Below are 20,903 nucleotides of genomic sequence, written 5' to 3' on the forward strand. Positions count from 1 at the left end.
CAGACGTCGCAGGTGCGGGATGCTGGTGCGGCAGCCGAGCCCAGCGCGTTCTCCTGTGACCTCGACGTGCCGTCGGCTGCCGCCGACGGTGGTGTTCTGCGCATGCCGAATGTGATGGACGTGCGCAGAATTGCGGGGTGTGACCGGACTCGCCGTCGTTTGGCCTGACAGGTTCCGTTCCGAGCGGGTACAAACGTCAGGGACCCCGCGCCGCCAGCCACCCTTCCCAGTCTCGACCAGCGGCGTTATCGAGGAGTGAACGGATGATGGACCAGCACGCTTCCGAGCGTGACGAGAGAGCTTCGGCCGACGGTGCGCAGGACACGAACGGCGCACCCACGGAGAGCCTCGACCACGAGTACGTCGCCATGATCTCGCCCGAGATCGGGTCCGGGCCCGAGCCCGACAGCTCCGACACCGACAGACCCTTCGCGAACATCGCGGTGGCCGACTACGTGCGGGACGCGATCGCCGCCCTGGCCCTGCTCGTCTCGCTGGCGCTGCCCTGGAACCTCGCCGACCGCTCGGCGGACCGGGTAGAGGTGGTCCTGGCCGTCGCGCTGTCCCTCGCCTCGCTGAGCCTGCCGTACCTCGCGCGCTTCGGCGCGCTGCCTGCGACGTGGACCGTGCACTCGACGCGCCGCGCACGCCTGCTCGCCGGGCTCCCGCTGGCCGTGATCGGCCTGCTGCACCTCGTCTTCGACGTCCGCAGCGGTACGGGTGTCGGCACCGGCCTCGGCCTCGCACTGGCGGGCGGGGCGCTCGCCGCGACCCCGCGCGACAGCGAGCTCGGCCCCGTCGAGCAGGACGGCGCGGTGGTACGCGGCTGGCGCCTCGGGCTCGCCGGGGTCGGCGTGCTGATCGCGGTGGGCGCCGTCACCTCGACGCTGCTCGCGGAGTTCGCCGCCGACGCGACGCTGGGCGACCGGCTGCTGTCGCCCGTGTGGCTCGTGCTCGTCGTCGGCCTGGCGTGGCTCCTGGTGGGCGGCACGGTGCGGCACGACCGCCCCTCGCGGCTCGTGCTGGTCGCCGCGGGTATCGTGCTGGCCCTGCTCTTCATCTTCACCTCGGGTGACTCGCTGGCCGGGCTGGAGTCCATGCGCCCCGGCGTGACGGACCCGAGCCGGTTCGGCCTGGTGCTCCTGCCGCTCGCCGCGGCCGTCGCGGGTTCGCCCGCCGTGCGCAGGGATCCCGCTGCCGAGGCCGATGCCAGCATCGAGCGCGCCGCGGGCCTCTGGGTGCGAGTGGCCATCCGCGCCTTCGACATCATCGTGCTGCTCGCGGTGTGCAGCGCCCTCGCCGCGCTCGTGCAGCTCATCGACCCGGGCTTCATCGGCTCCGGTGCCGGCGTGCCGCTGGTGGTGCGGCTCGTCCTCGGCGTCGTCGTGGCAGGCATCGCCTGGTTCGCGCGCCGTTCGCTGCAGCGCGACCCCGGGACGGGGCACGTCCCCGCAGTGGGTGCCGCGTGCATCGCGGGCGTGCTCGGGCTCGTCGTGGTCATCGCGACGTCCGGTGCGAGCCTCGGCGTGAACCTGGGCGACCTGCTGATGGCCCTCGGCCTGCCAGTGGTCGCGGCTTCCGCGCTGATGGTCCCCAAGGCCGTGCGCGAGCACTTCCAGACCGTCGGGATCGGTGGCGACACCGACGTCGACCGCAGCCAGGCCTACCTGTGGGCCCCGCAACGCCCCAAGGGCAACAAGGCTCCGCCGGTCGCGCTCCCCGAGCAGCCCGTGCGGTCCGCCCCGGAGCTGCGCCGGCCCGCGGAGCCCCGCCGGGTCAGCTCGACGGGCGCCGTGCGGACCGTCGCGGGTGCCGCGGCGGCTCAGCGGGGGGCGACTCCGGTGCAGACCGTCGAGCCGCAGTCCGGCGAGGTCTCGCTCTCCGCCATGCGCACCGTCGAGGAGATGCCGGCAGCAGGCCCGCCTGCGGGCTCCTCGATGGGCGAGACGGCGACGATGCCCCCGATCCGGTCGGGCGCGGCGCCGGCCACCCCCGCACGGCGGCCGGTGTCCGCGCAGCAGCCGGTGGCTCCGGTGCAGCAGACGGCGGCCACCGGGCCGGCGACGAGCGGTCAGCCGGTCGCCCAGGCGCCGTCGGGCAGCGCGGCCGGTGGCCGGGAGCAGGAACAGGTCACGCGCCGGACCGTCGTCGGGCAGGGGCAGGGGCAGGGGCACGGGCACGGGCAGGGCGCCGCGGCGTCCGGCAACGGGGCCGAGGCGGGCCACACCGCTGTGCTGCCGCCCGTGGGCGGCAGGTGGAGCGCCGCGCTGGCGCTCGACCCGGCCACCCCGCTGGCCGACCTGGCGAAGATCGTGCAGGAGGCGCCGCACCTGCGTCCGCAGGTCGCCGCCAACCCGTCGACCTACCCGGCGCTGCTCGACTGGCTGGGCGCCCTCGGCGACCCGCAGGTCGACGCCGCGCTGCGCAACCGCCGCTGACGACCCTCCTGACGACGTGCCGGACGTGCAGGCCCCCAGGGAACCTGCACGTCCGACACGTCGTCCGCATCATGGGCGGGACTGGCGTCCGGAACAGGCACCAGGAGTACAGTGACAGCGTGCGCCCGACGGTGATTCTTCTCCTTCGCTGCCGCGACGAGGCCTAGACAGGTCGGTCCCTCGTCGCGGAGGCTTGGTGTGCCGGCCAACCTCACCGAGCGAAGGACACATGATGGAGAACAGCATCACCGCCACCACCCCCGGCGGAGTTCACGACGTAGCAGTGCACGGCGCAGCGGGCGGGATCATCGCCGACAACCCGCAGCAGACGTCGGGCATGCCGATCCAGAAGTACCAGCCCTTCCACGAGCAGATCCGCGTGGACATCCCCGACCGGACCTGGCCCGCCAAGCGCATCGAGCAGGCACCCCGCTGGTGCGCGGTCGACCTGCGTGACGGCAACCAGGCCCTCATCGAGCCGATGGACCCGGCGCGCAAGCTCCGCATGTTCGAGCTGCTGGTGTCGATGGGCTACAAGGAGATCGAGGTCGGCTTCCCGTCGGCGAGCCAGATCGACTTCGACTTCGTGCGCAAGCTCATCGAGGAGAACCGGATCCCCGACGACGTCGTGATCCAGGTCCTCACCCAGGCGCGTGCGCACCTGATCGAGCGCACGTACGAGTCGCTGGCGGGTGCCAAGCAGGCGATCGTGCACCTGTACAACTCGACGTCCGTGCTGCAGCGCGAGGTCGTGTTCCGGTCCGACCAGGACGGGATCGTCGACATCGCGCTGGACGGCGCCAAGCTGTGCCGCAAGCTCGAGGAGACCGTCCCGGACACGCGGATCTACTACGAGTACTCGCCGGAGTCGTACACGGGCACCGAGCTCGAGTTCGCCGCGCGCATCTGCAACGAGGTCATCGAGGTCTTCGAGCCGACGCCGGAGCGCAAGGTCATCATCAACCTGCCGGCCACGGTCGAGATGGCCACGCCCAACGTCTACGCCGACTCGATCGAGTGGATGAGCAGGCACCTGCACCACCGCGAGAACGTCATCCTCTCGCTGCACCCGCACAACGACCGCGGCACAGCCGTCGCGGCCGCCGAGCTGGGCTACCTGGCAGGTGCCGACCGCATCGAGGGCTGCCTGTTCGGCAACGGTGAGCGCACCGGCAACGTCGACCTGGTGACCCTGGGCCTGAACCTGTTCTCGCAGGGGATCGACCCGCAGATCGACTTCGGCGACATCGACGAGATCCGTCGGACCGTGGAGCACTGCAACCAGATGCCCGTCCACGAGCGGCACCCGTACGTGGGCGACCTGGTGTTCACGGCGTTCTCCGGCTCGCACCAGGACGCCATCAAGAAGGGCTTCGAGCACATGGCCGGGCGGGCGGAGGCGGCCGGTGTCGGCGTCGACGACCTGCACTGGGGCGTGCCGTACCTGCCGATCGACCCGCGCGACGTCGGACGCTCGTACGAGGCCGTCATCCGGGTCAACTCGCAGTCCGGCAAGGGCGGGGTGTCCTACCTGCTCAAGAGCGAGCACAGGCTGGACCTGCCGCGCCGCCTGCAGATCGAGTTCTCGCACGCCGTGCAGAAGGTGACCGAGACCCAGGGCACCGAGGTGACCGGTGCGGACATCTGGCGCATCTTCACGGACGAGTACCTGCCCGTCGAGGAGGGCGCGCCGTCCGGCCTGGAGCACTGGGGCCGGCTCACGCTGCGAGGAACCCGTGCGGTGTCGGCGGAGGGTGAGCAGGACACGCTCGAGGTCGACGTGATCGACCGCGGTCAGGAGCTGACGCTGACCGGTACCGGCAACGGGCCCATCGACGCGTTCGTGAACGCGATCGCCCAGGTCGGCGTCGACGTCCGCGTGCTGGACTACACGGAGCACGCCCTGTCGGAGGGCGGGGACGCCAGCGCGGCGGCCTACGTCGAGTGCGCGGTGGGCGACGACGTCCTGTGGGGCGTCGGCATCGACCCGTCCATCACGCTGTCGTCGCTCAAGGCGATCGTCTCGGCGGTCAACCGAGCGGAACGAACCGCCTGACCCTCCTGCCCTGTTGAGTGCTGGAGACTCGCCCGTATGCCGGCCCAGAAGGGCGAGTCTCCAGCACTCAACGGAGCTTGGTTCAACGGAGCTTGGTGTAGGTGGCCTCGAAGCCGTCCGCCTGTTCCGTATAGGTCTGGTCGTCGCAGGTGTAGCGCAGCTCCTGTGTCGGGGCGTTCGGCTGGCGCTCGACGCTCTCCCCGGCGAGGGCGATGGTGAGCGTGACGTCCCGGAAGTCTGATCCAGCGGTCGTCAGGATGCCGTCGTCGCTGGTCGTGACGAGGTACTTCGCAGTGCCGCTCCAGGTCTCGGTGAGCACCCCGAGCGAGGTCTCCGCGCGGGCCGGCTGGGCGTCGTCGTAGTGGACGAGCTGGGTCCCGTCGGCGCGGAACTCGGTCACCCGCCCGTCGAAGCCGCTGGCCTCCACGGTCTCGTCGAGAGCCTCGATGCGCATCTTCGTGGTCAGGCTGTCCAGTCGCCACTCGCCCACCAGGCACTCGTCGATGGCCACCGGCGACGCCTCCCCGGAGGGCGACGCCGACGTCGTGGCAGCGGCGTCCGGGGTGCCGGGCGGCAGGCCCAGCGCGAACGCGGTCGCTATCGCGCCGACGACGAGCACACCTCCGGTAGCGACGAGCCACGTGGTCGGCCGGGACAGCAGGCCGCGGCGGGCCTCCTCCGGCTCGGCAGCGGCCGGGTCGGGGGCCGGCGTGGGCTCCGCGGGGGACACCTGCTCCGCCTTGACCACAGTGGCGTCGTCGCGCAGCGTCGTCTCCTCGTCGAGAGGGCTGACGGCGGGTCCCGGAGCGATCTTCGTCGCCCGGAGGCCGGCCGGTACCTCGTTGAGGAAGTCGAGCACGTCCTGGAGGTCCGGCCGGGCCTCGGGATCCTTGTCGAGACAGGCACGGACCAGGGGGAACAGCCAGGGCGGGCAGGCGCTGAGGTCGGGCTCCTCGTGGACCACGCGGTAGTAGACGACGGTGGTGTCGCCCTCGCCGAACGCCCGCTGGCCGGTCGCGGCGTAGAGGGCGACGGCACCCAGCGCCCAGATGTCGGCCGCCGGAGTCGCGATGCTCCCACGTACCTGCTCCGGCGCCATGAACGAGGGCGTGCCCACCTTGAGACCGGTGCGCGTCAGGGACGTCGAGTCGGACGCCTGGGCGATCCCGAAGTCGATGACGATCGGGCCGTCCTCGCCGAGCAGGATGTTGGACGGCTTGAGGTCCCGGTGCACGATGCCGGCCTGATGCACGGACCGCAAGGCCTCTGCCACGCCCGCCAGCATGCGGCGCACGTCGGGCTCCGGCAGCGGGCCGTCGGCCTGCACGACGGCGGTCAGCGCCGGTCCCGCCACGTACTCGACGGCCAGCCACGGCTGGGCGCCGTCCGGATCGGCGTCGATCAGCGTGGCGAGATGTCGGCCGCGCACCTTCATCGCCGCGGCGGCCTCTCTGCGGAACCGGGTGCGGAACTCCAGATCCTGGACGAACTCCTTCAGGATGGCCTTGACGGCCAGCTTCCGTCCGGTTCGGGTTTCTGCGAGGTACACCACTCCCATACCGCCAGCGCCGATCCGTCCGAGGAGCTGATAACCACCCAGCTCCTGCGGGTCGGACGGTTCGAGCGGTTGGATCTGCGGGGCTGCCCCTGAGCCTGGCACGATCATGGGGGAAACATACCCGATGTCCTTGAATTCACCCGGGTTATCGGCCAGGGTGATCGCGCATCCGCTCAGAGCGGGCAACTAGACAGAGATACCGATACAGGGGGACACATGAAGAGGAAGTTCGTGAGCCGGGCGCTCCCGTCCGCGCTCGTCGCGGGCGGCTTGATCATCGCGGGCGCGACGTCCGCGACGGCGGCTGACGAGGCGCCGAACGCCGCGCAGTCGACGGGGGGACTCGGGGGGCTCCTCACAGGCACCGTCGAATCGGTCGTCGGCAAGGACGGCGCGGTCGACACCACGCTGAACCAGGTGTCGGACACGGCCCAGCAGGTCACCAAGAAGGACGGTGCCGTGGACGACACCGTGCGGGGTGTCACGGGCGTCGTCGACTCGGCGGCCGGCAAGGACGGCGCGGTCGAGGACGTCGTGCAGGGCGTGACAGGTGGCGGCGCGTCGGCGCGGTCCGACGAGGTCGTCGCGACAGCGGCTCCTGCGTCGGCCAACGCGGGCGGACCTGTCCAGGACGTGGCGAACGGTGTCACCGGCGCAGTCAACGCGGTGGCCGGCGACGACGGTGCCGCGGACGACGTCCTGGGCGCTGACGCACCCGAGGAGGGCGTGACCGACAACCTGCCCGCAGAGATCATCAACGACATCGGTTCCGTCGGCGAGAACGTCGGGAACGCCGACGTGCCGGGCACGGTCGGCGTGGTCGCCGGCCCGGACGGCGTCGTGGACGACCTGCTGGAGAGCCCGGTGTACGTCAGCGACCCGGGCGGAGGCAACCCGGGCGGAGGCGACCCGGGTGACGGCGGTCCGGGCGGAGGCGACCCGGGTGACGGCGGCTGGGACGACGGCTCCGGCGACGGTGGCACGTTTCCGATCGGTCACCCGGGCAGCGGCGGCGCCGAGGCCGGGATGAACCCCGTCACGCCCATCCAGTCAGCCGGGGAGGCGCAGGCGCCGGGCGCGCTGGCGCAGACCGGTGGCCAGGTCGTCGGCGTGGCTGCCGCTGGTCTCGCCCTCACGGCGGCGGGCGCTGCGCTGGTCCGGGCGCGGCGCCGGATGCTCGAGGTCCAGAGCTGACCCGAGCACTTCGTCTCGCTCCGTGCCAGACGCTCAGGTCACCCTGGTGACCTGAGCGTCTGGCACGAGAGGCACCACGACGCGTGGCGGCTGCCGCCCGAAGACACTGATCAGCCGGACAGGGCGCGGTAGTGCCCGGCCAGCGCGGGGTAGTAGTCGGCGAAGTCGATCGCTTCCGGGTCGCCGCCCGTCTCGGCGGCGACGAGCCGGTCCAGGTAGTACTCCCAGCCGGGCCCGACGTTCTCGGCCATGGCGGGGTCGTCCATCGACTGGGCGAACGTGAGCGTGGTGACACCGTCCGCCTCGGTCAGGTCGAGCTGCAGGTGCCAGGTCGCCGGCGTCTGCTCGTCGTAGGCCGTGCGGGACGTGAGCTCGAGGCGGGCCGGAGCGTCGCACGCGTCGATCGTGTACTCCTCGGGTTCGACACCCTCACCCTCGAAGAGCATCTCGAACCGCACGGTGCCCTGTGCCGGGTCGCCCGTCCACCGCCCGATCCAGCGGGCGAGCCGCTCCGGCTCGGTGATCGCTGCCCACACGTCCTCGATCGGGGCACGGAAGGTGCGGGTGAGGACGATGTACGTGCCGTCGCCGCGCCGCTCGTTGCGGCCGGTGGCCGTTGGGCTGGTGCTCATGCTGTCTCCTCCGTGGTGCGGGTTGTGTCGTCGGTGTGTCGTGCGCCCTCGGCCGCCTGGCGGTCCCGGCCCGCGCGCCGCACCTCCAGCTCCAGCCCGTCGAGCGCTCGCTCGCCGATCGGAGGGGCGGGAGCAAGCTCGGCGAGGAGTGCGGTCACGGGTGCGATCCCTGCTCGGTCGAGCCGGTAGTGCCGCTCGCGGCCGACGTCGTCGGCGACGACGAGTCCTGCCGAACCCAGGGCGCGCAGGTGCTTGCTGATGGCCGGACGGCTGATCGGGTGAGCGGATGCCATGTCGACGACCCTCGCCGGACCGGCCGCGAGCTGCCGGAGCAGCTCGCGGCGGACCGGGTCGGCGAGGGCGGTGAAGGCGTCCATGGACTATTGGTAACCCGTGGGTTACCAATCTGTCAAGGCCGGGATCGGTGGCACAAAGCATCCCGGCCCTTCCGGTCACGGCGGGACTGCGCTAATTTGTTAACGGTACCGGTCCGTTAACAAAAGGAGCAGCCATGACGCAAGCGGTCACCGACGTGCTCGTGGTCGGCGCCGGACCCACGGGCCTCGCGCTGGCGTGCGGGCTCCGCCTGCAGGGGGTCGACGTGCGGGTCGTGGACCGCATGCCGGCCCCGGCGACGACGTCGCGCGCCAACTTCGTGCACGTGCGCGGGTCCGAGGTGCTCGACCGGCTCGGTGCCCTCGGGGACCTGCCGCAGCGTGCGGTGCGGGCGATGCGGATCACCACCTACCTTGGCGACGAGCCCATGATGCGCATCCGGTTCGGTGATCCCGGCCTGCGGACCGCTGCACCACCGATGGTGGTGTCCCAGGCCCTCGTGGAGGGCGAGCTGCGCCGACGCCTCGCGGAGCTGGGCGTGACGCCCGAGTGGGGCGCGTCGCTCACGGGTCTCGTGCAGGACGACGACGGCGTGACCGCGGAGCTCGACGACGGGCGGACCGTGCGGGCCCGTTGGCTCGTCGGCTGCGACGGGACCAGCAGTGCCGTCCGGAGCGCCGCGGGCATCAACGCCCCAGGGGTGCGCCTGAGCGAACGGTTCCTGCTGGCCGACGTGCACCTGGACTGGGACGTGGACCGGACCGGGACGTCCGGCTGGGTGCACCCGACGGGGATGCTCGGCGCCATGCCGATGCCCGACGACGACGGGCGGGCCGACCTGTGGCGGCTGATCGCGTACGACCCGCAGAGCGCACTGTCGGAGGCCCCGCCGGATGCCGCCGAGCCGAGGGCCGCTGACGCCTACGGGCGGCGCAGCCGGCTGACCGAGGCGCAGATCCTGGACCGGTTCCGCGCGATCCTGCCCGAGCGCACCGGCCGCGAGGTGTGGGTCCTGGACAGCGAGTGGCTGTCCGAGTTCACCATCCATCGGCGGCTGGCCGACCAGTACCGGCGCGGCCGGGTCTTCATCGCAGGCGACGCAGCGCACGCGCATGCGCCGTTCGGCGGGCAGGGCATGCTGACCGGGCTCGGTGATGCCGAGAACCTGGCCTGGAAGCTGGCGCTCGTGGTGCGCGGCCGGGCGTCCGACGGGCTGCTCGACACCTATGAGGGCGAGCGGCGTCCGCTGGCCACCGACGTGCTGCGCGGCACCGCCAACGTGACGCGGATCAACGTGGCGACCAGCCCCGTCGGCCGGTTCCTGCGGGACCAGGTGCTGATCCGGCTCTTCAACCAGCCGTGGATCCAGCGCTGGGCCACGTTCACGACCTCGCAGCTCTGGGTGAGCTACCGGTCCGGGCCGCTGGGGGTCGGGCCGGCCGAGCGGGTCGCCGCCCGGCTCCGGCGTCGGACGTGCGTCGGCGACCGCGTGCCGAACCTCGGCTGTGTCCGCGCGGACGGGGCGCCGACCCGCCTGCACGCAGAGCTCGGCGGGCGCTGGGCGCTGCTCGTGCCGCCGTCGGACGGCGCGACCGGTGCTGAGCCGGACGGCGAGCCGGCGCGCCTCACCCGGACGGACGGCGTCCCCGAGGCCTGGCTCGTGCGCCCGGACGGGCACCTGGCCTGGCGCGGCGTGGACCCGGCGGAGTCGGGACCGTGGCTCGCCGAGGTCCTGCGCACGGGCAGCGCCCGATGACCGCCGCCGACGTGCGCCGCGGCCGCGGGCGGCCGCGAGACCCCCGAACCGACGAGGCGATCCTTCGGGCTGCGCTCGAGCTGTTCACCGAGCACGGCCACGCCGGGACCAGCATCGAGCAGATCGCCCGGCAGGCGGGCGTCGGCAAGCTCACCGTGTACCGGCGCTGGGCGAGCAAGGACGAGCTCATCGCGGCGGCCGTCGAGTCGGCGCGCGGCGAGATCCCCAGCCCTGGCCCGGACGACCTGGCAGACCTGTCCTACGCCGAGATCTCCCAGGTGATCGTCGACGCGCTACCGGTCAGCGCCAGGACCCTCGCCGAGCCCGGCTACCGGGCGATGCTCGCCCAAGTCCTCGGCTCCAGCGTCACCCATCCCGGCGTCATGGCGGCCTTCTGGCGCAACCACCTCCTGCCCCGGCGGCATACCGCGCACCTGGCGCTGTCGCGGGCCGTGGAGGAGGGCGTGCTGCCGGCGGAGACGAACATCGAGGCGCTCATCGACATGACGGTCGGCGCGGTCGTCTACCGGCTGCTGCGCCCCGAGCCCCCCGACGCGGACGAGCTGCTGGAGTACCTGCGCACCGTCTATGCGCAGGCGGGGATGATCCCGGGGCAGTGACCCAGCGGGGACCAGGCCCGGCCGTTCAGAATGTCGGCGCAGCCCCAGCGTGCGAGCGGACCCGGACCGCGTGACTGTGGGATCCAGAAGGGATACCAGACGGACGGGAGAGGCATCATGACCCACACGACGGCTACTCGGCGCCCCCGCGGCGCCCACCAGTGGCTCGCCCTCGTGGTCGGCGTGGTCTACCTGCTGGTGGGGATAGCCGGCTTCTTCGTGACCGGGTTCGACATGGCCGGCTTCATGGAGCACGACCCTGACCAGACGCTGCTGGGCTTCGCCATCAACCCGTTGCACAACATCGTGCACCTGGTGATCGGAATCCTGGGCATCGGCGCGTGGTCCAGATCGGCGAGCGCGCGCACCTTCGGCTGGCTCCTCCTGCTCGGCTACGGCGCGGCGTTCGTCTACGGGCTCTTCGCCGTGAACAACCCGGAGATCAACTACCTGAACATCAACCAGGCCGACAACTGGCTGCACCTCGGCAGCGCCCTGGTCGGTCTGCTGATCGCCGTGTGGCCGGCCCCGGCCCGCGTCGTCGAGCAGCCCGGAACCTCGGAGGCGATGCCGCCGGAGGTCCGGGGTCCGCATACCGGTGAAGCAGGGCCGCCGGCCCGCTAGCCTCCGTGGATGACCCGCATCGCCGTCCTCTCCGACATCCACGGCAACACCCCGGCGCTCGCGGCGGTCCTCGCCGCCGTCGACGCCGAGGCGGTCGATCTCGTGCTGAACCTCGGCGACATCGTCGCGGGCGCCGTCGACCCGCGCGGCACCCTCGACCTGCTCGCCGAGCGCCCCGACATCGTGACCGTCCGCGGCAACCACGAGCGGCAGGTACTGACGCTGTCGTACGACGAGATGGGCGGCGCGGACCGGATCGCCTCAGGCGTGCTGACCGACGCCGACCGGACGTGGCTCGGCTCGCTCCCGCTCACCGTCCGCCCAGCCCCTGATGTGCTCGCCTTCCACGCCGTGCCCGACGACGACGCCACGTACCTCACCCAGACCGTCGTCGCGCCGACGGCGGAGAACCCGCAGGGTGTGCGCGAGGCGACGGACCGCGAGCTCGTCGAACGCCTCGGGACGGCGTACGGCGCGTACGGGCTGTACCTGTGCGGGCACACGCACCAGGCGCGCACCCGGCCGCTCCCGGACGGTTCGCTGCTGGTCAACCCCGGCAGCGTGGGCTGGCCCGCGTACGCGGACGAGCACCCCCACCCGCACCGGGTCGAGGCGGGAGCGCCCGAGGCCCGGTTCGCGATCCTGTCGCGGACGGAGGACGGCGGGGGCGGCGGCTGGACGGCCGAGCTGCTCGCTGTCCCGTACGACTACGAGGAGGCCGCGTCGTCGGCAGAGCGGCTCGGCAGGCCGGACCTCGCACACATGCTGCGTACGGGTCGGCTGCCCTGACGGGCCCGGCGTCGGCAACGGCAGCGGCAGCGGCCGAAGATTTACGGGCCGGAAACCCAGGTACTCGTCCTGCACCGCGTCGGAACCATAGATTTGCCCCGTGGACCTCGCGACCTTCAACGCCCTGCCCGCCACCGACGCCGCTGCGACGGTCCGGCCGTGCGCCGACATCGGCCCTTGGGTCGACGACGTCGTGGCCGGCCGCCCGTACCGGTGCCGTGACTCCCTGCTGCTGCGCGCCATGCGAGCCGCCGCCGAATGGACGACCGCCGACGTGGACGCGGCGCTCGCGCACCATCCCCGCATCGGCGAGCGTGCCTCCGGCGACAGTACCGAGGCACGCCTGTCCCGCAAGGAGCAGCCGGCGGCGGCCGATGAGACGGCCGCCCGGATCGCCGACGGCAACGCCGCCTACGAGGCGAGGTTCGGCCGGATCTTCCTGGTCCGGGCCGCCGGGCGCACCGCGGAGGACATCCTCGCCAACCTGACCGAACGCCTCGCCAACGACCCCGCCACCGAGGCCCTGGTGACCGCGGAGCAGCTGCGCCAGATAGCGCTCCGGCGCCTGGAGACCCTCGTCGAGGAACCCATGACGGCGGCCGTCGCGGTCTCGGCGTGACCGGCGGGGGACTCGGATGAGCCTCGACGACGACATCATCCTCGGCGGGACGCCACGAGCGGAGCCGCCGACCCTGGTCCTCGCGTCCGAACGGGTCCTGATCGAGGGCGAGCTCCAGCCGGCGGTCCTGAGCATCCAGGAGGGCGCGGTCCACCAGGTGTGGTGGGGCTCTGCCGATCCCGCGAGGGCGAAGGTCTCCGGCGAGACCATCGCGCTGGGCAGCCGGGTGGTGCTGCCGGGCGTCGTCGACACGCACCTGTCGCTCGGCTCCCTCCCGCCCACCACCACGGTGCGCGCGCTGGAGGCCAGGCGTGCGGCGGCCGAGGCGGCGCGAGCGCGCGGCGAGCTGCACGGCGACGTCGGCTTCTGGGGTGGCGTGGTCCCCGGCAACGCCGAGGACCTGGAGCCGCTCTGGGCCGCCGGGGTGCTCGGCCTCAGGTGCGTGCTCCCAGGCTCGGGTGTGTCGGCGCTTCCGCCGCTCGCGCCGGACGAGCTCCTGGACGCCATGGGCCGGATCGCCTGGTTCGGCGGGCTGCTGGCGGTGCACGCCGAGGGCCCGGCAGCGCTGGCCGGCCTGCTCGACGCCGTCCGCGAGACCGGCGCGCGCACCCATGTGCCGCACCTGTCCTCCGCGCGGGCGCTCGACCTGATCGCCGAGGCCAAGGACGAGGGCCTCCCGGTCACCGCCGAGACCTGCCACCACAACCTGGTCCTCGACGTGGAGGGCATCGCCGGCGGCGGCGGTGCGGGCGGCGGTGGCGGCGCGGACACGTGCTGCTCGCCCGTCCGCGACGGCGGCGACCAGGACGCGCTCTGGTACGCGCTCCGGGAGGGTGCGCTCGACTGCGTGGGCGGCGTCGGCTCGCCCGGGGGGAGCGGGTTGGCAGCCCTTGCCGACGCCGCCCGACGTCGGGGCGTGCCGCTGGCCGACGTCTCCCGCTGGACCTCGGCGAACACCGCCGCGCTCGTAGGGCTGGACCGGGGGCCGCGCCGGAAGGGAGTGATCGCAGAGGGCGCCGCCGCCGACCTGATCGTCTACGACCCCGAGGCGGGCACCACCTTCCCTGCCGCTCGGGATGCGGTCGACCCCGCGCCGGTCGGGCCAGGCCCTTCGCTGCTCAGCAGGCCCGGTACCGGGCGTTAGAGCAGCCGGACCGACCGGCCGTGCGGATCGGTGAGAGCCACCGGCGCGCCGTCCTCAGCCAGGATGAACTGGGGCGAGAGGCCTTCGGGAAGCTGCGCCGCGACGTCGGGCAGGACGGTCCAGCCCTCGTTGCTGAGCCACACCACGCCACGACTCCGGCGCAGGTCGCTCATCAAGCCGGCGAACGTCGACCTGTCCGGCTCCGTGAGGTAGTAGAGCACTGCCGAGTGCAGCACCACCACGGTGGCCTCGGCCGGCGCGGCGTCGACGAGGTCGCGCAGGCCGACCAGCAGGTCACCCTCGACCACGCGCGGTGGGTCGCTCGCCACCACGCGAGCGGCGGCCCGCAGCGTCTCGACCCGGTCGGCATGCTCCGGCCACACGAGGGCTTCGAGCCAGGCGAGGTCGGCGGGGTCGCGCACGTCCAGCGGGTTCAGGTCGAGGCCGGCGCGCCACACGATCTCGGGCATCCGCTCGGGGGCCGGTCCTTCGATGGCACAGTGCAACAGCACCTCGCTCGGGCCGTCGGCAGGGTCGACGCGGGTCCGGGTGCCGTCCGGCGAGGTGTACAGGTAGGAATACCGGTCGGGACAGAGGCACAGCCCCGCCGAGGCGCCGACCTCGATCAGCGCGACCGGGGAGTCGAGCGCCGCGAGCGTCGGCAGGAACGTCGCGCAGCGCCGCGGCTCGTTCGTCTGGGTGGTGCGGGTGCGCATCTCCCGCTCGACGTCGTCCCAGGCGGCCAGCAGCCAGGGCCGCACCTCGGCCCAGCCTGCGGACGGTGCCCCGACCAGCCGGGCCGCCGCGAAAAGGAGGTTGGGCTGCCGCTTGGCCGGCGGCAACGTGTCGAGCAGGGCGCGGAGCTCGGGATCGGCGGCGATACCTCGCGCCCAGTCCTGGTAGGTCGGGGACCCGCCGTTCAAGGCCTGGCTCTCGGCGAACTGGGCGTAGACGGCGGCGGTGTCCATGCCGGTCACGGTACCCAGTGGGCGTGCGCCTGCCGATGAAACGCCGATGAAACGCTGCGGTGCGAGCATCGAACGGTGAGCAGCCCCAGCGACAAGCCCGGCACCCGGTCCGTGACACCCGGCGATCCCGACGACGGCGTCTGGCTCGCCCGCGCCGTCGAGGTCGCCACGCGGAACGTGGCCGACGGCGGTGGGCCCTTCGGCGCCGTCGTCGTGCGAGCGGGAGCCGAGGTGGCGGCCGAGGGGAACCGCGTGACCCGCGACCTCGATCCGACCGCACATGCCGAGGTGGTGGCGATCCGGGTCGCGTGCCGCGCCCTGAACACGTTCTCCCTGGCCGGGGCCACGCTCTACGCCTCGTGCGAACCTTGCCCGTTGTGCCTGTCCGCGGCGCTGTGGGCCCGCGTGGACCGGGTCGTGTTCGCCGCGAACCGGTACGACGCCGAAAGGGCGGGGTTCGACGACCGCGAGTTCTACGAGCTGCTCGCGCGTGACCGGTCGACGTGGCCCAGCCCCGTCGTCGAGCACCGGATCGCCAGGGCGGTCGAACCCTTCGAGGCTTGGCGAGCACTCCCGTCACGCGACCCGTACTGACGAGAACGGGGTTGTGCTCCTTTCGCCCGGACAGGTGAACACAACCCCGTTCTCGGTCACCTTCGTCGGTCACGGGGCGGGATCGGGCGGCCCGGCGCCCAGCCCTCGCGGTCCAGCACGGATCGGACCGTGTCGACCATGGTGCTGCCCTCGTGGACGTGCCGGGCGAAGAACCGAAGCAGCACGTGCCGGCCGTCCCGGAGCAGCCCGTTCTGGCGGACGGCGTCCGGGCGCACCTGATCCGGCGACGTATGGAACTCGTCGCTGTCCAGCTCGACCAGCAGCCAGCGTCCGTTCCCGAGGTACCAGGCCAGGTCGGCACGGCCGAGAAACTGCCCCGTGGCGTCGAACAGGTCGCGTTGCAGGTCGTCGGGCCCTATCCCGGCATCTACCAGGCGTAGCCGTGCGGCTGTCTCGACCGGGGACTGCGACCGGCCGTTGGACTGGCCCCACCAGGTGCGAGACCTGGTGCGGTGCCGGCGGCTCTCGGTGAGCCGCTGTGCTCTGCGCACGCCGGACTGCGTGAGGATCCGCTTGTTCTGGAGCGAGTCCATGACCGCCACCCCGTGCTCGCGGTCGAGCAGCGGTAGCGCCTGGGCAAGGGCGTGGGCGGGCTCGGCCGCGAAGTGGTCGTCCACGGCCACGCGGGGGAACCATCGGTACTGCCGGAGGAGGATCCCGTCGCGCGGCTCGCGACCGGACCCGTTGGGGAACGCGGCTTCTGGCGTGATGTCCCGGGGGAGCCCGGCGGCCCCGAGAAGCGCGAGTGCACAGGCTCCGACCGCGGCCGATCCAGGGTAGGCGAGCAGCGCCAGCCAGGCTGAGCGGAGGCGGCTCAGGTCATACGGGTGCAGGCCAGAATCCGGCAGGTCCGTGTCGAAGACCCCACGCGTCGGCCGCTGCCAGCGACCGGCCGCTACCAGCCGACGCCGGCGTCCGTTGGTCACTCCGTGCACGTCGCACTGTGCGGACGAGACGAGCCCCGCTTGCCGGCGCGCGAGGCCAAGGAGCTGGGCAGGGATGTCGATCACCGGTATATGTGACCACATGATGGTTGATCGTGCTGGTTGGCTCGGTAAGGTGAGAACGGGGTTGTGTTCCTCTCGCACGGTGAGGCGGACACAACCCCGTTCTCGCAGGCCCATCAGCGGGCACCTCGTTAGGCTGGCGGTGCCCGACGAGCCGGAGGTGGTCCGATGAACGCAGCGGCCTGGTCCGTCCTCCTGACCGTTCTGGTGGCCGGGTGGGTGCTGCTCGACGGCGCGATCCAGGGAGCCGGCGCGACCCTGCTGCAGGAGCGCGACCACGACGGCGGCGACCGGCGGCGCGAGCCGGCCGAGCGGCGCGTGGTGCTGGGCGCCGTCTGGCCGCTGCTGCTGCCCGGTGAGGTGTGGCTCGTGGCCGCTGTCGCGGTGCTGGTCGGCGTCTTCCCGCAGGCTGGGGCGGAGCTGCTGGACGCCGGGTACCCCGTCGTGATCATGCTCGTCGGGTCGTGGGTGCTGCGCGATGCCGGGATCTGGCTGCGCAGCCGGCGGCCGGGTCGGGTCTGGCGGGACGTGTGGGACGTCGCGCTGGTGGTGGCGAGCATCGTGCTCGCCGGGAGCTGGGGCGCGCTGCTCGGCATCGCCTGGGGGAGCGGCCTGGCCGCGCTGGTCCTCGGCATCGTGGCGGTGGTCGTGACACGCCTGCACGGCGACGCCGTCGTCGCGTGGCGCCTGCGCCGGACGGGACCGCTGCCGGTGGTCGTCACCTCGGTGATGATCACGGCTCCCGTGGTGGGCACGGCCGTCTCGGCGTGGCCGCACCTGGTCGAGGGCGGCGTCTCCGCGCAGGCCATGGCATCGCTCGGGCTCGTGGCACTCGTGGTGCTCCCCGTGGTCCTCGCGCTCCAGGGCCTCGCGTGGTGGCTCGTGTCCCGCCCGCTGGGTGGCCGGGACACGCAGGTCTTCTGACCGGTCACCGGACTTTCGCCACCGGCCGGGGTGAGATGCCGGTAAAGTCCTGCTCACCATGACGATGAAGAACCGCATAGTCTGCGCGCTGCTCGGCGCGCTGGCTGTCGCCACCGCGACCCTGCTCCTGCCGTGGCTCCCGGACGCACTCGTGGGACTGCTCGGCACCGGTGGCGTGCTGCTGTTCCTCGCCGCGCTGGTGCTGCCGACGAACACGCGGCAGCCGCCCGTGCACAGCCTCTCGATCCTCGACAAGGGCTACCTGACACCCGCCGAGATCCACCAGATCCTCGGGATCTGGCTGCCCTCGGGCAGCTCAGCCCTCGACGCCCGGGACGCGCAGTGGACCGTCGCCCGGCACGTCGCCAAGTGGCGTGCCGACCACGTGGTCAACGTGATGGACTTCCACGGCGTCGTCGCCGAACGCCGGATCGAGCTGCTGTCGGTGGTGCAGTGGGTCGGCGTGCACCTGCTGCCCGCCTTCCTCGGCCTGGTGTTCCTGATCCCCACGCTGGCGCTCAGCGGGTTCGAGAAGATCGGCAACAACTTCCTGCAGACGGTCCTGCTCTTCGCGATCTGGGGCACCGTCGCGCTGATCGCGCGGGGCGTGCTCGAGAAGCACGTGATCCACCGGTTCGTGTGGGAGCCGGAGCTGACGCCGGACGGCACACGGTTCGTGGAGCGCTGACGCGGAGCGCAGCGGAGGTTGGGGGCCGAGGAACGAGGCACCCGGCCGTAGCGGAGCGCAGCGTCAGCGCGACCAGAAGATGGAGAGCGCTGACGAAGGCTGCAGCGCAGGGTGGGGGCCGAGGAACGAGGCACCCGGCCGTAGCGGAGCGCAGCGTCAGCGCGACCATAAGATGGAGAGCGCTGAGGTCGGCCCGGACTGTCAGACGCACCTGGGATGATGGACCCGTGCCCCTGTACCGAGACGACGCGATCGTGCTGCGCACCCACAAGCTGGGTGAGGCGGACCGCATCATCACGTTCCTGACGCGGGAGCACGGCAAGGTGCGCGGAGTGGGCAAGGGCGTGCGGCGCACGTCGTCCAAGTTCGGGGCGCGGCTGGAGCCGTTCATGGCCGTCGACGTGCAGTTCCACACCGGCCGCAGCCCGCGGCCCGGCATGGGGCTCGACACCGTGACGCAGGTCGAGACCATCGGGGCGTACGCACGCACCATCTGCCAGGACTACGGCCTGTACACGGCGGGCACCGTGATGCTGGAGGCTGCCGACCGCCTCGTCGCGCAGGAGCACGAGCCGTCGGTCCAGCAGTACTGGCTGCTCGCCGGCGGGCTACGAGCCCTGTCGGAGCGGCACCACGATGCCAACCTGGTGCTCGACTCCTATCTGCTGCGCGCGCTCGCGGTGGCGGGCTGGGCGCCGTCGTTCGAGGACTGCGCACGCTGCGGCGAGCCCGGGCCGCACCACTCGTTCAACGTCGCGCAGGGCGGCGCCGTCTGCCCGCGCTGCCGGCCGCCGGGCTCCACCGCGCCCGCGCCCGAGACCTTCGCCCTGCTGTCCTCGCTGCTCGCAGGGGACTGGGTGACCGCCGACGCGTCCGACGCGCGGCACCGCAAGGAGGCGAGCGGCCTCGTCGCCGCCTACGGCCAGTACTACCTGGAGAGAACGTTGCGATCGTTGAAGATGGTGGAGCGCTGATGGCCCGGACCGCGAGCCGTGCCCTGGTAGCGCCCTTCCCGCACCCGTCCGGCGCGCAGGCCCCGCGGATCCCGAAGGAGTTCGTGCCGCAGCACGTCGCCATAGTCATGGACGGCAACGGGCGCTGGGCGAACGCCCGTGGACTGCCCCGCATCGAGGGTCACCGCGCGGGTGAGATGTCGCTGCTCGACGTCGTCGCCGGGGCCGTCGACGTCGGCGTCAAGTACGTCTCGGCGTACGCCTTCAGCACCGAGAACTGGAAGCGCTCGCCCGAGGAGGTGCGCTTCCTGATGAACTTCACGCAGGACGTGATGCGGCGCCAGTGCGACGTCATGGCGTCGTGGGGCGTGCGCATCCGCTGGGCCGGACGCCGGCCGAAGCTGTGGAAGTCGGTGATCAACGTGCTCCAGGAGGCCGAGGAGCGCACCAAGGACAACGACCTCTGCACCCTGACGATGTGCGTCAACTACGGCGGCCGGGCAGAGCTGGCGGACGCCGCGGCGGCCATGGCGCGAGATGCCGCCTCCGGCAAGCTCGACCCGAAGCGGGTCAACGAGAAGACCGTGCAGAAGTACCTGTACCTGGCCGACCTGCCCGACGTGGACCTGTTCCTGCGGTCGTCCGGCGAGCAGCGCACGTCCAACTTCATGCTGTGGCAGGCCGCGTACGCGGAGATGGTGTTCCTCGACGAGCCGTGGCCCGACGTCGACCGCCGGCACCTCTGGAAGGCCGTCGAGGAGTACGCGAGGCGCGACCGCCGCTACGGCGGGGCGCTGGACAGCCCGGACGCCGCGAGGTAACGCAGCCGGGTCTCGACGAGCTCGACCGGCGGAGCGGGCTCCGCCGGTCGAGCAGCCGCGCGTGCGCTACTCGGCGAGCGTCTCCGTCAGGGCGTCGATCAGCTTCGGCATGCCCTCGGGGTACTGGACCGAGAGCGCCGTCGGCGGCGAGACCGCTGAGACCGCTACGGTGCCGATCTGCTGCGCCACCATGCCGTCCTTGACGGCAGGAAGAGCCTGCAGCTCCTTCTTGGTCGGGAGCGCCTCCGCCTCCTCCTCGGTGTAGGTATAGGCGACGACGATGTCGGACTCGAGCTTGTCGAGCTCCTCGTACGAGAGCGTGTAGAAGAACTCGCCGTCGTCCGGCGCGAGCTCCTCAACGGCAGGGGCGCTCTCCAGGCCGAGGCCCTCGAGGAATCCGGCGCGCGGGTCACCGGCCCGGTAGACGTAGATCAGGCCCTCCTCGGGCGAGTCCACGATCGCCGCGAACGTCTTGCCCGCGAACTCGGGGTGCGCTTCCGCCTCGTCGGCCAGGTACTGGTTGATCTCGTCGACCTTGGCCTCTCCCGCGGCGCTGCGGCCCAGGGCGTCGGCCGTCGCGGTGATGATCTCGTCCCACGGCGTCTGCCACGGGGTCTCCGGGTAGGCGACCGTCGGTGCGATCTCGCTGAGCAGGTCGTACTGCTCCTGGGTGATGCCGGAGTACGGGGCGACGATGAGGTCGGGTTCGGCGGCGGCGAACTCCTCGTACGGGACCGACGCACCCGCCTCGGCGTCGGTCAGGACGGTCGGGTGCTCGATGCCTGCCTCGTCGTAGGCGTCCTCGACCCACGGCAGGAGGTTGCCCTCGCCGACGGTCCAGGTCTGCTCCGCGACGGCGACGGGGTAGACGCCCGCAGCGATCGCGGCCTCGGTCGAGCCCCAGCCCCACGTCGCGACGCGCACGGGCGCCTCCTCGACGGAGGTCTCACCGAGGGCGTGCTCGATGGTCAGGGGGAACTCGTCGGTCGCGCCGGAAGCGTTGCCCGACGGCGTCGCGCCGTCAGCGGTCGGGGCTTCGGACGCGCAGCCCGACAGGGCGAGGGCGGACGCGGCGACAAGGCCGACGGCCGCCGCGAAGGAACGGCGATGGCGCACGGGTTTCTCCTGGATGCTCGGTCGATGACCGACAGGCGCCGGTCT

The 20,903-nt window shown here is 72.3% G+C and carries 20 protein-coding genes; 14 read left to right on the plus strand and 6 right to left on the minus strand.

Going from position 1 to position 20,903, the window contains the following annotated elements:
- Positions 1–266 precede the first annotated feature (266 nt).
- A complete protein-coding gene (locus APR04_RS01155; protein WP_253867316.1) occupies positions 267–2,438 on the plus strand; it encodes a DUF7937 domain-containing protein in 2,172 nt (723 codons plus the stop codon).
- A 229-nt stretch (positions 2,439–2,667) separates the two neighbouring features.
- The gene (leuA, locus tag APR04_RS01160) at positions 2,668–4,494 is read left to right on the plus strand and encodes a 2-isopropylmalate synthase (RefSeq protein WP_372496046.1); all 1,827 of its coding nucleotides are present in this window, start codon (positions 2,668–2,670) and stop codon (positions 4,492–4,494) included.
- 82 nt (positions 4,495–4,576) lie between these two features.
- Here the strand turns inward: leuA and APR04_RS01165 are convergent, their stop codons facing one another.
- Positions 4,577–6,160, minus strand: a complete 1,584-nt coding sequence (locus APR04_RS01165; RefSeq protein WP_253867317.1) for a serine/threonine-protein kinase — start codon at positions 6,158–6,160, stop codon at positions 4,577–4,579.
- A gap of 108 nt (positions 6,161–6,268) precedes the next feature.
- Between APR04_RS01165 and APR04_RS01170 the strand changes: the two genes are divergently transcribed.
- Entirely contained in the window at positions 6,269–7,246 is a 978-nt protein-coding gene (locus APR04_RS01170) for a hypothetical protein (RefSeq protein ID WP_253867319.1), read from the plus strand.
- Between the two features lie 110 nt (positions 7,247–7,356).
- On the opposite strand, the gene APR04_RS01175 is transcribed toward APR04_RS01170, so the two are convergent.
- Complete coding sequence (locus APR04_RS01175; protein ID WP_253867322.1) at positions 7,357–7,878, minus strand: SRPBCC family protein; 522 nt, start codon at positions 7,876–7,878, stop codon at positions 7,357–7,359.
- Positions 7,875–8,255, minus strand: coding sequence for an ArsR/SmtB family transcription factor (locus APR04_RS01180; RefSeq protein WP_253867323.1), 381 nt, complete (start codon positions 8,253–8,255; stop codon positions 7,875–7,877). Before APR04_RS01180 ends, APR04_RS01175 begins: the two co-directional genes overlap by 4 nt.
- A 134-nt stretch (positions 8,256–8,389) precedes the next feature.
- Between APR04_RS01180 and APR04_RS01185 the strand changes: the two genes are divergently transcribed.
- From APR04_RS01185 to APR04_RS01210, 6 genes are all read left to right on the plus strand, one after another.
- Positions 8,390–9,970, plus strand: coding sequence for an FAD-dependent oxidoreductase (locus APR04_RS01185; RefSeq protein WP_253867324.1), 1,581 nt, complete (start codon positions 8,390–8,392; stop codon positions 9,968–9,970).
- Positions 9,967–10,590: a TetR/AcrR family transcriptional regulator gene (locus tag APR04_RS01190; RefSeq protein ID WP_253867325.1), complete on the plus strand. Its 624-nt coding sequence runs from the start codon at positions 9,967–9,969 to the stop codon at positions 10,588–10,590. Before APR04_RS01185 ends, APR04_RS01190 begins: the two co-directional genes overlap by 4 nt.
- A 117-nt stretch (positions 10,591–10,707) precedes the next feature.
- The gene (locus tag APR04_RS01195; protein WP_253867326.1) at positions 10,708–11,214 is read left to right on the plus strand and encodes a DUF4383 domain-containing protein; all 507 of its coding nucleotides are present in this window, start codon (positions 10,708–10,710) and stop codon (positions 11,212–11,214) included.
- Between the two features lie 9 nt (positions 11,215–11,223).
- On the plus strand, positions 11,224–12,003 hold the full coding sequence (locus tag APR04_RS01200) for a metallophosphoesterase family protein (protein WP_253867327.1): 780 nt from the start codon (positions 11,224–11,226) through the stop codon (positions 12,001–12,003).
- 100 nt (positions 12,004–12,103) lie between these two features.
- Positions 12,104–12,622: a 2-oxo-4-hydroxy-4-carboxy-5-ureidoimidazoline decarboxylase gene (gene uraD / locus APR04_RS01205; RefSeq protein WP_253867328.1), complete on the plus strand. Its 519-nt coding sequence runs from the start codon at positions 12,104–12,106 to the stop codon at positions 12,620–12,622.
- A gap of 16 nt (positions 12,623–12,638) precedes the next feature.
- Positions 12,639–13,766, plus strand: a complete 1,128-nt coding sequence (locus tag APR04_RS01210) for an amidohydrolase family protein (RefSeq protein WP_253867329.1) — start codon at positions 12,639–12,641, stop codon at positions 13,764–13,766.
- Here the strand turns inward: APR04_RS01210 and APR04_RS01215 are convergent.
- Positions 13,763–14,734 (minus strand): DUF2332 domain-containing protein, encoded by a 972-nt coding sequence (locus APR04_RS01215; RefSeq protein ID WP_253867330.1) that lies wholly within the window; start codon positions 14,732–14,734, stop codon positions 13,763–13,765. The genes APR04_RS01210 and APR04_RS01215 overlap by 4 nt on opposite strands.
- 75 nt (positions 14,735–14,809) lie before the next feature.
- Between APR04_RS01215 and APR04_RS01220 the strand changes: the two genes are divergently transcribed.
- Positions 14,810–15,328 carry a nucleoside deaminase gene (locus APR04_RS01220; protein WP_372496047.1) on the plus strand — a complete coding sequence of 173 codons (519 nt, stop codon included), beginning with the start codon at positions 14,810–14,812 and terminating at the stop codon, positions 15,326–15,328.
- 56 nt (positions 15,329–15,384) lie between these two features.
- On the opposite strand, the gene APR04_RS01225 is transcribed toward APR04_RS01220, so the two are convergent.
- Positions 15,385–16,359, minus strand: coding sequence for a type IV toxin-antitoxin system AbiEi family antitoxin domain-containing protein (locus APR04_RS01225; protein ID WP_253867331.1), 975 nt, complete (start codon positions 16,357–16,359; stop codon positions 15,385–15,387).
- Between the two features lie 165 nt (positions 16,360–16,524).
- Here APR04_RS01225 and APR04_RS01230 point away from each other — a divergent pair, with 165 nt between their 5' ends.
- The 4 genes from APR04_RS01230 (at position 16,525) to APR04_RS01245 (ending at position 19,742) form a co-directional block, all read left to right on the plus strand.
- Positions 16,525–17,280: a cytochrome d ubiquinol oxidase subunit II gene (locus tag APR04_RS01230; protein WP_253867332.1), complete on the plus strand. Its 756-nt coding sequence runs from the start codon at positions 16,525–16,527 to the stop codon at positions 17,278–17,280.
- Positions 17,281–17,338: 58 nt separating this feature from the next.
- Positions 17,339–17,968 (plus strand): hypothetical protein, encoded by a 630-nt coding sequence (locus APR04_RS01235; RefSeq protein WP_253867333.1) that lies wholly within the window; start codon positions 17,339–17,341, stop codon positions 17,966–17,968.
- A gap of 227 nt (positions 17,969–18,195) precedes the next feature.
- Positions 18,196–18,942, plus strand: coding sequence for a DNA repair protein RecO (gene recO / locus APR04_RS01240; RefSeq protein ID WP_253867334.1), 747 nt, complete (start codon positions 18,196–18,198; stop codon positions 18,940–18,942).
- Positions 18,942–19,742, plus strand: a complete 801-nt coding sequence (locus APR04_RS01245) for an isoprenyl transferase (protein WP_253867335.1) — start codon at positions 18,942–18,944, stop codon at positions 19,740–19,742. The genes recO and APR04_RS01245 overlap by 1 nt, the downstream gene beginning before the upstream one ends.
- 66 nt (positions 19,743–19,808) lie before the next feature.
- On the opposite strand, the gene APR04_RS01250 is transcribed toward APR04_RS01245, so the two are convergent.
- On the minus strand, positions 19,809–20,858 hold the full coding sequence (locus APR04_RS01250) for an iron-siderophore ABC transporter substrate-binding protein (RefSeq protein ID WP_253867336.1): 1,050 nt from the start codon (positions 20,856–20,858) through the stop codon (positions 19,809–19,811).
- Between the last annotated feature and the right edge of the window lie 45 nt (positions 20,859–20,903).

It is taken from the genome of Promicromonospora umidemergens (genome assembly GCF_024171995.1).
GTDB lineage: Bacteria > Actinomycetota > Actinomycetes > Actinomycetales > Cellulomonadaceae > Promicromonospora > Promicromonospora umidemergens.

Excerpts from the sequence above, each read along its gene's own strand:
- APR04_RS01210 (WP_253867329.1), top strand. The coding sequence starts at position 12,639 with ATGAGCCTCGACGACGACATCATCCTCGGCGGGACGCCACGAGCGGAG.
- APR04_RS01190 (WP_253867325.1), top strand. The coding sequence starts at position 9,967 with ATGACCGCCGCCGACGTGCGCCGCGGCCGCGGGCGGCCGCGAGACCCC.
- APR04_RS01195 (WP_253867326.1), top strand. The coding sequence starts at position 10,708 with ATGACCCACACGACGGCTACTCGGCGCCCCCGCGGCGCCCACCAGTGG.
- APR04_RS01200 (WP_253867327.1), top strand. The coding sequence starts at position 11,224 with ATGACCCGCATCGCCGTCCTCTCCGACATCCACGGCAACACCCCGGCG.
- APR04_RS01155 (WP_253867316.1), top strand. The coding sequence starts at position 267 with ATGGACCAGCACGCTTCCGAGCGTGACGAGAGAGCTTCGGCCGACGGT.
- APR04_RS01185 (WP_253867324.1), top strand. The coding sequence starts at position 8,390 with ATGACGCAAGCGGTCACCGACGTGCTCGTGGTCGGCGCCGGACCCACG.
- APR04_RS01165 (WP_253867317.1), bottom strand. The coding sequence starts at position 6,160 with ATGATCGTGCCAGGCTCAGGGGCAGCCCCGCAGATCCAACCGCTCGAA.
- APR04_RS01215 (WP_253867330.1), bottom strand. The coding sequence starts at position 14,734 with ATGGACACCGCCGCCGTCTACGCCCAGTTCGCCGAGAGCCAGGCCTTG.
- APR04_RS01230 (WP_253867332.1), top strand. The coding sequence starts at position 16,525 with ATGAACGCAGCGGCCTGGTCCGTCCTCCTGACCGTTCTGGTGGCCGGG.
- APR04_RS01245 (WP_253867335.1), top strand. The coding sequence starts at position 18,942 with ATGGCCCGGACCGCGAGCCGTGCCCTGGTAGCGCCCTTCCCGCACCCG.
- APR04_RS01170 (WP_253867319.1), top strand. The coding sequence starts at position 6,269 with ATGAAGAGGAAGTTCGTGAGCCGGGCGCTCCCGTCCGCGCTCGTCGCG.
- APR04_RS01180 (WP_253867323.1), bottom strand. The coding sequence starts at position 8,255 with ATGGACGCCTTCACCGCCCTCGCCGACCCGGTCCGCCGCGAGCTGCTC.
- leuA (WP_372496046.1), top strand. The coding sequence starts at position 2,668 with ATGATGGAGAACAGCATCACCGCCACCACCCCCGGCGGAGTTCACGAC.
- APR04_RS01175 (WP_253867322.1), bottom strand. The coding sequence starts at position 7,878 with ATGAGCACCAGCCCAACGGCCACCGGCCGCAACGAGCGGCGCGGCGAC.
- APR04_RS01235 (WP_253867333.1), top strand. The coding sequence starts at position 17,339 with ATGACGATGAAGAACCGCATAGTCTGCGCGCTGCTCGGCGCGCTGGCT.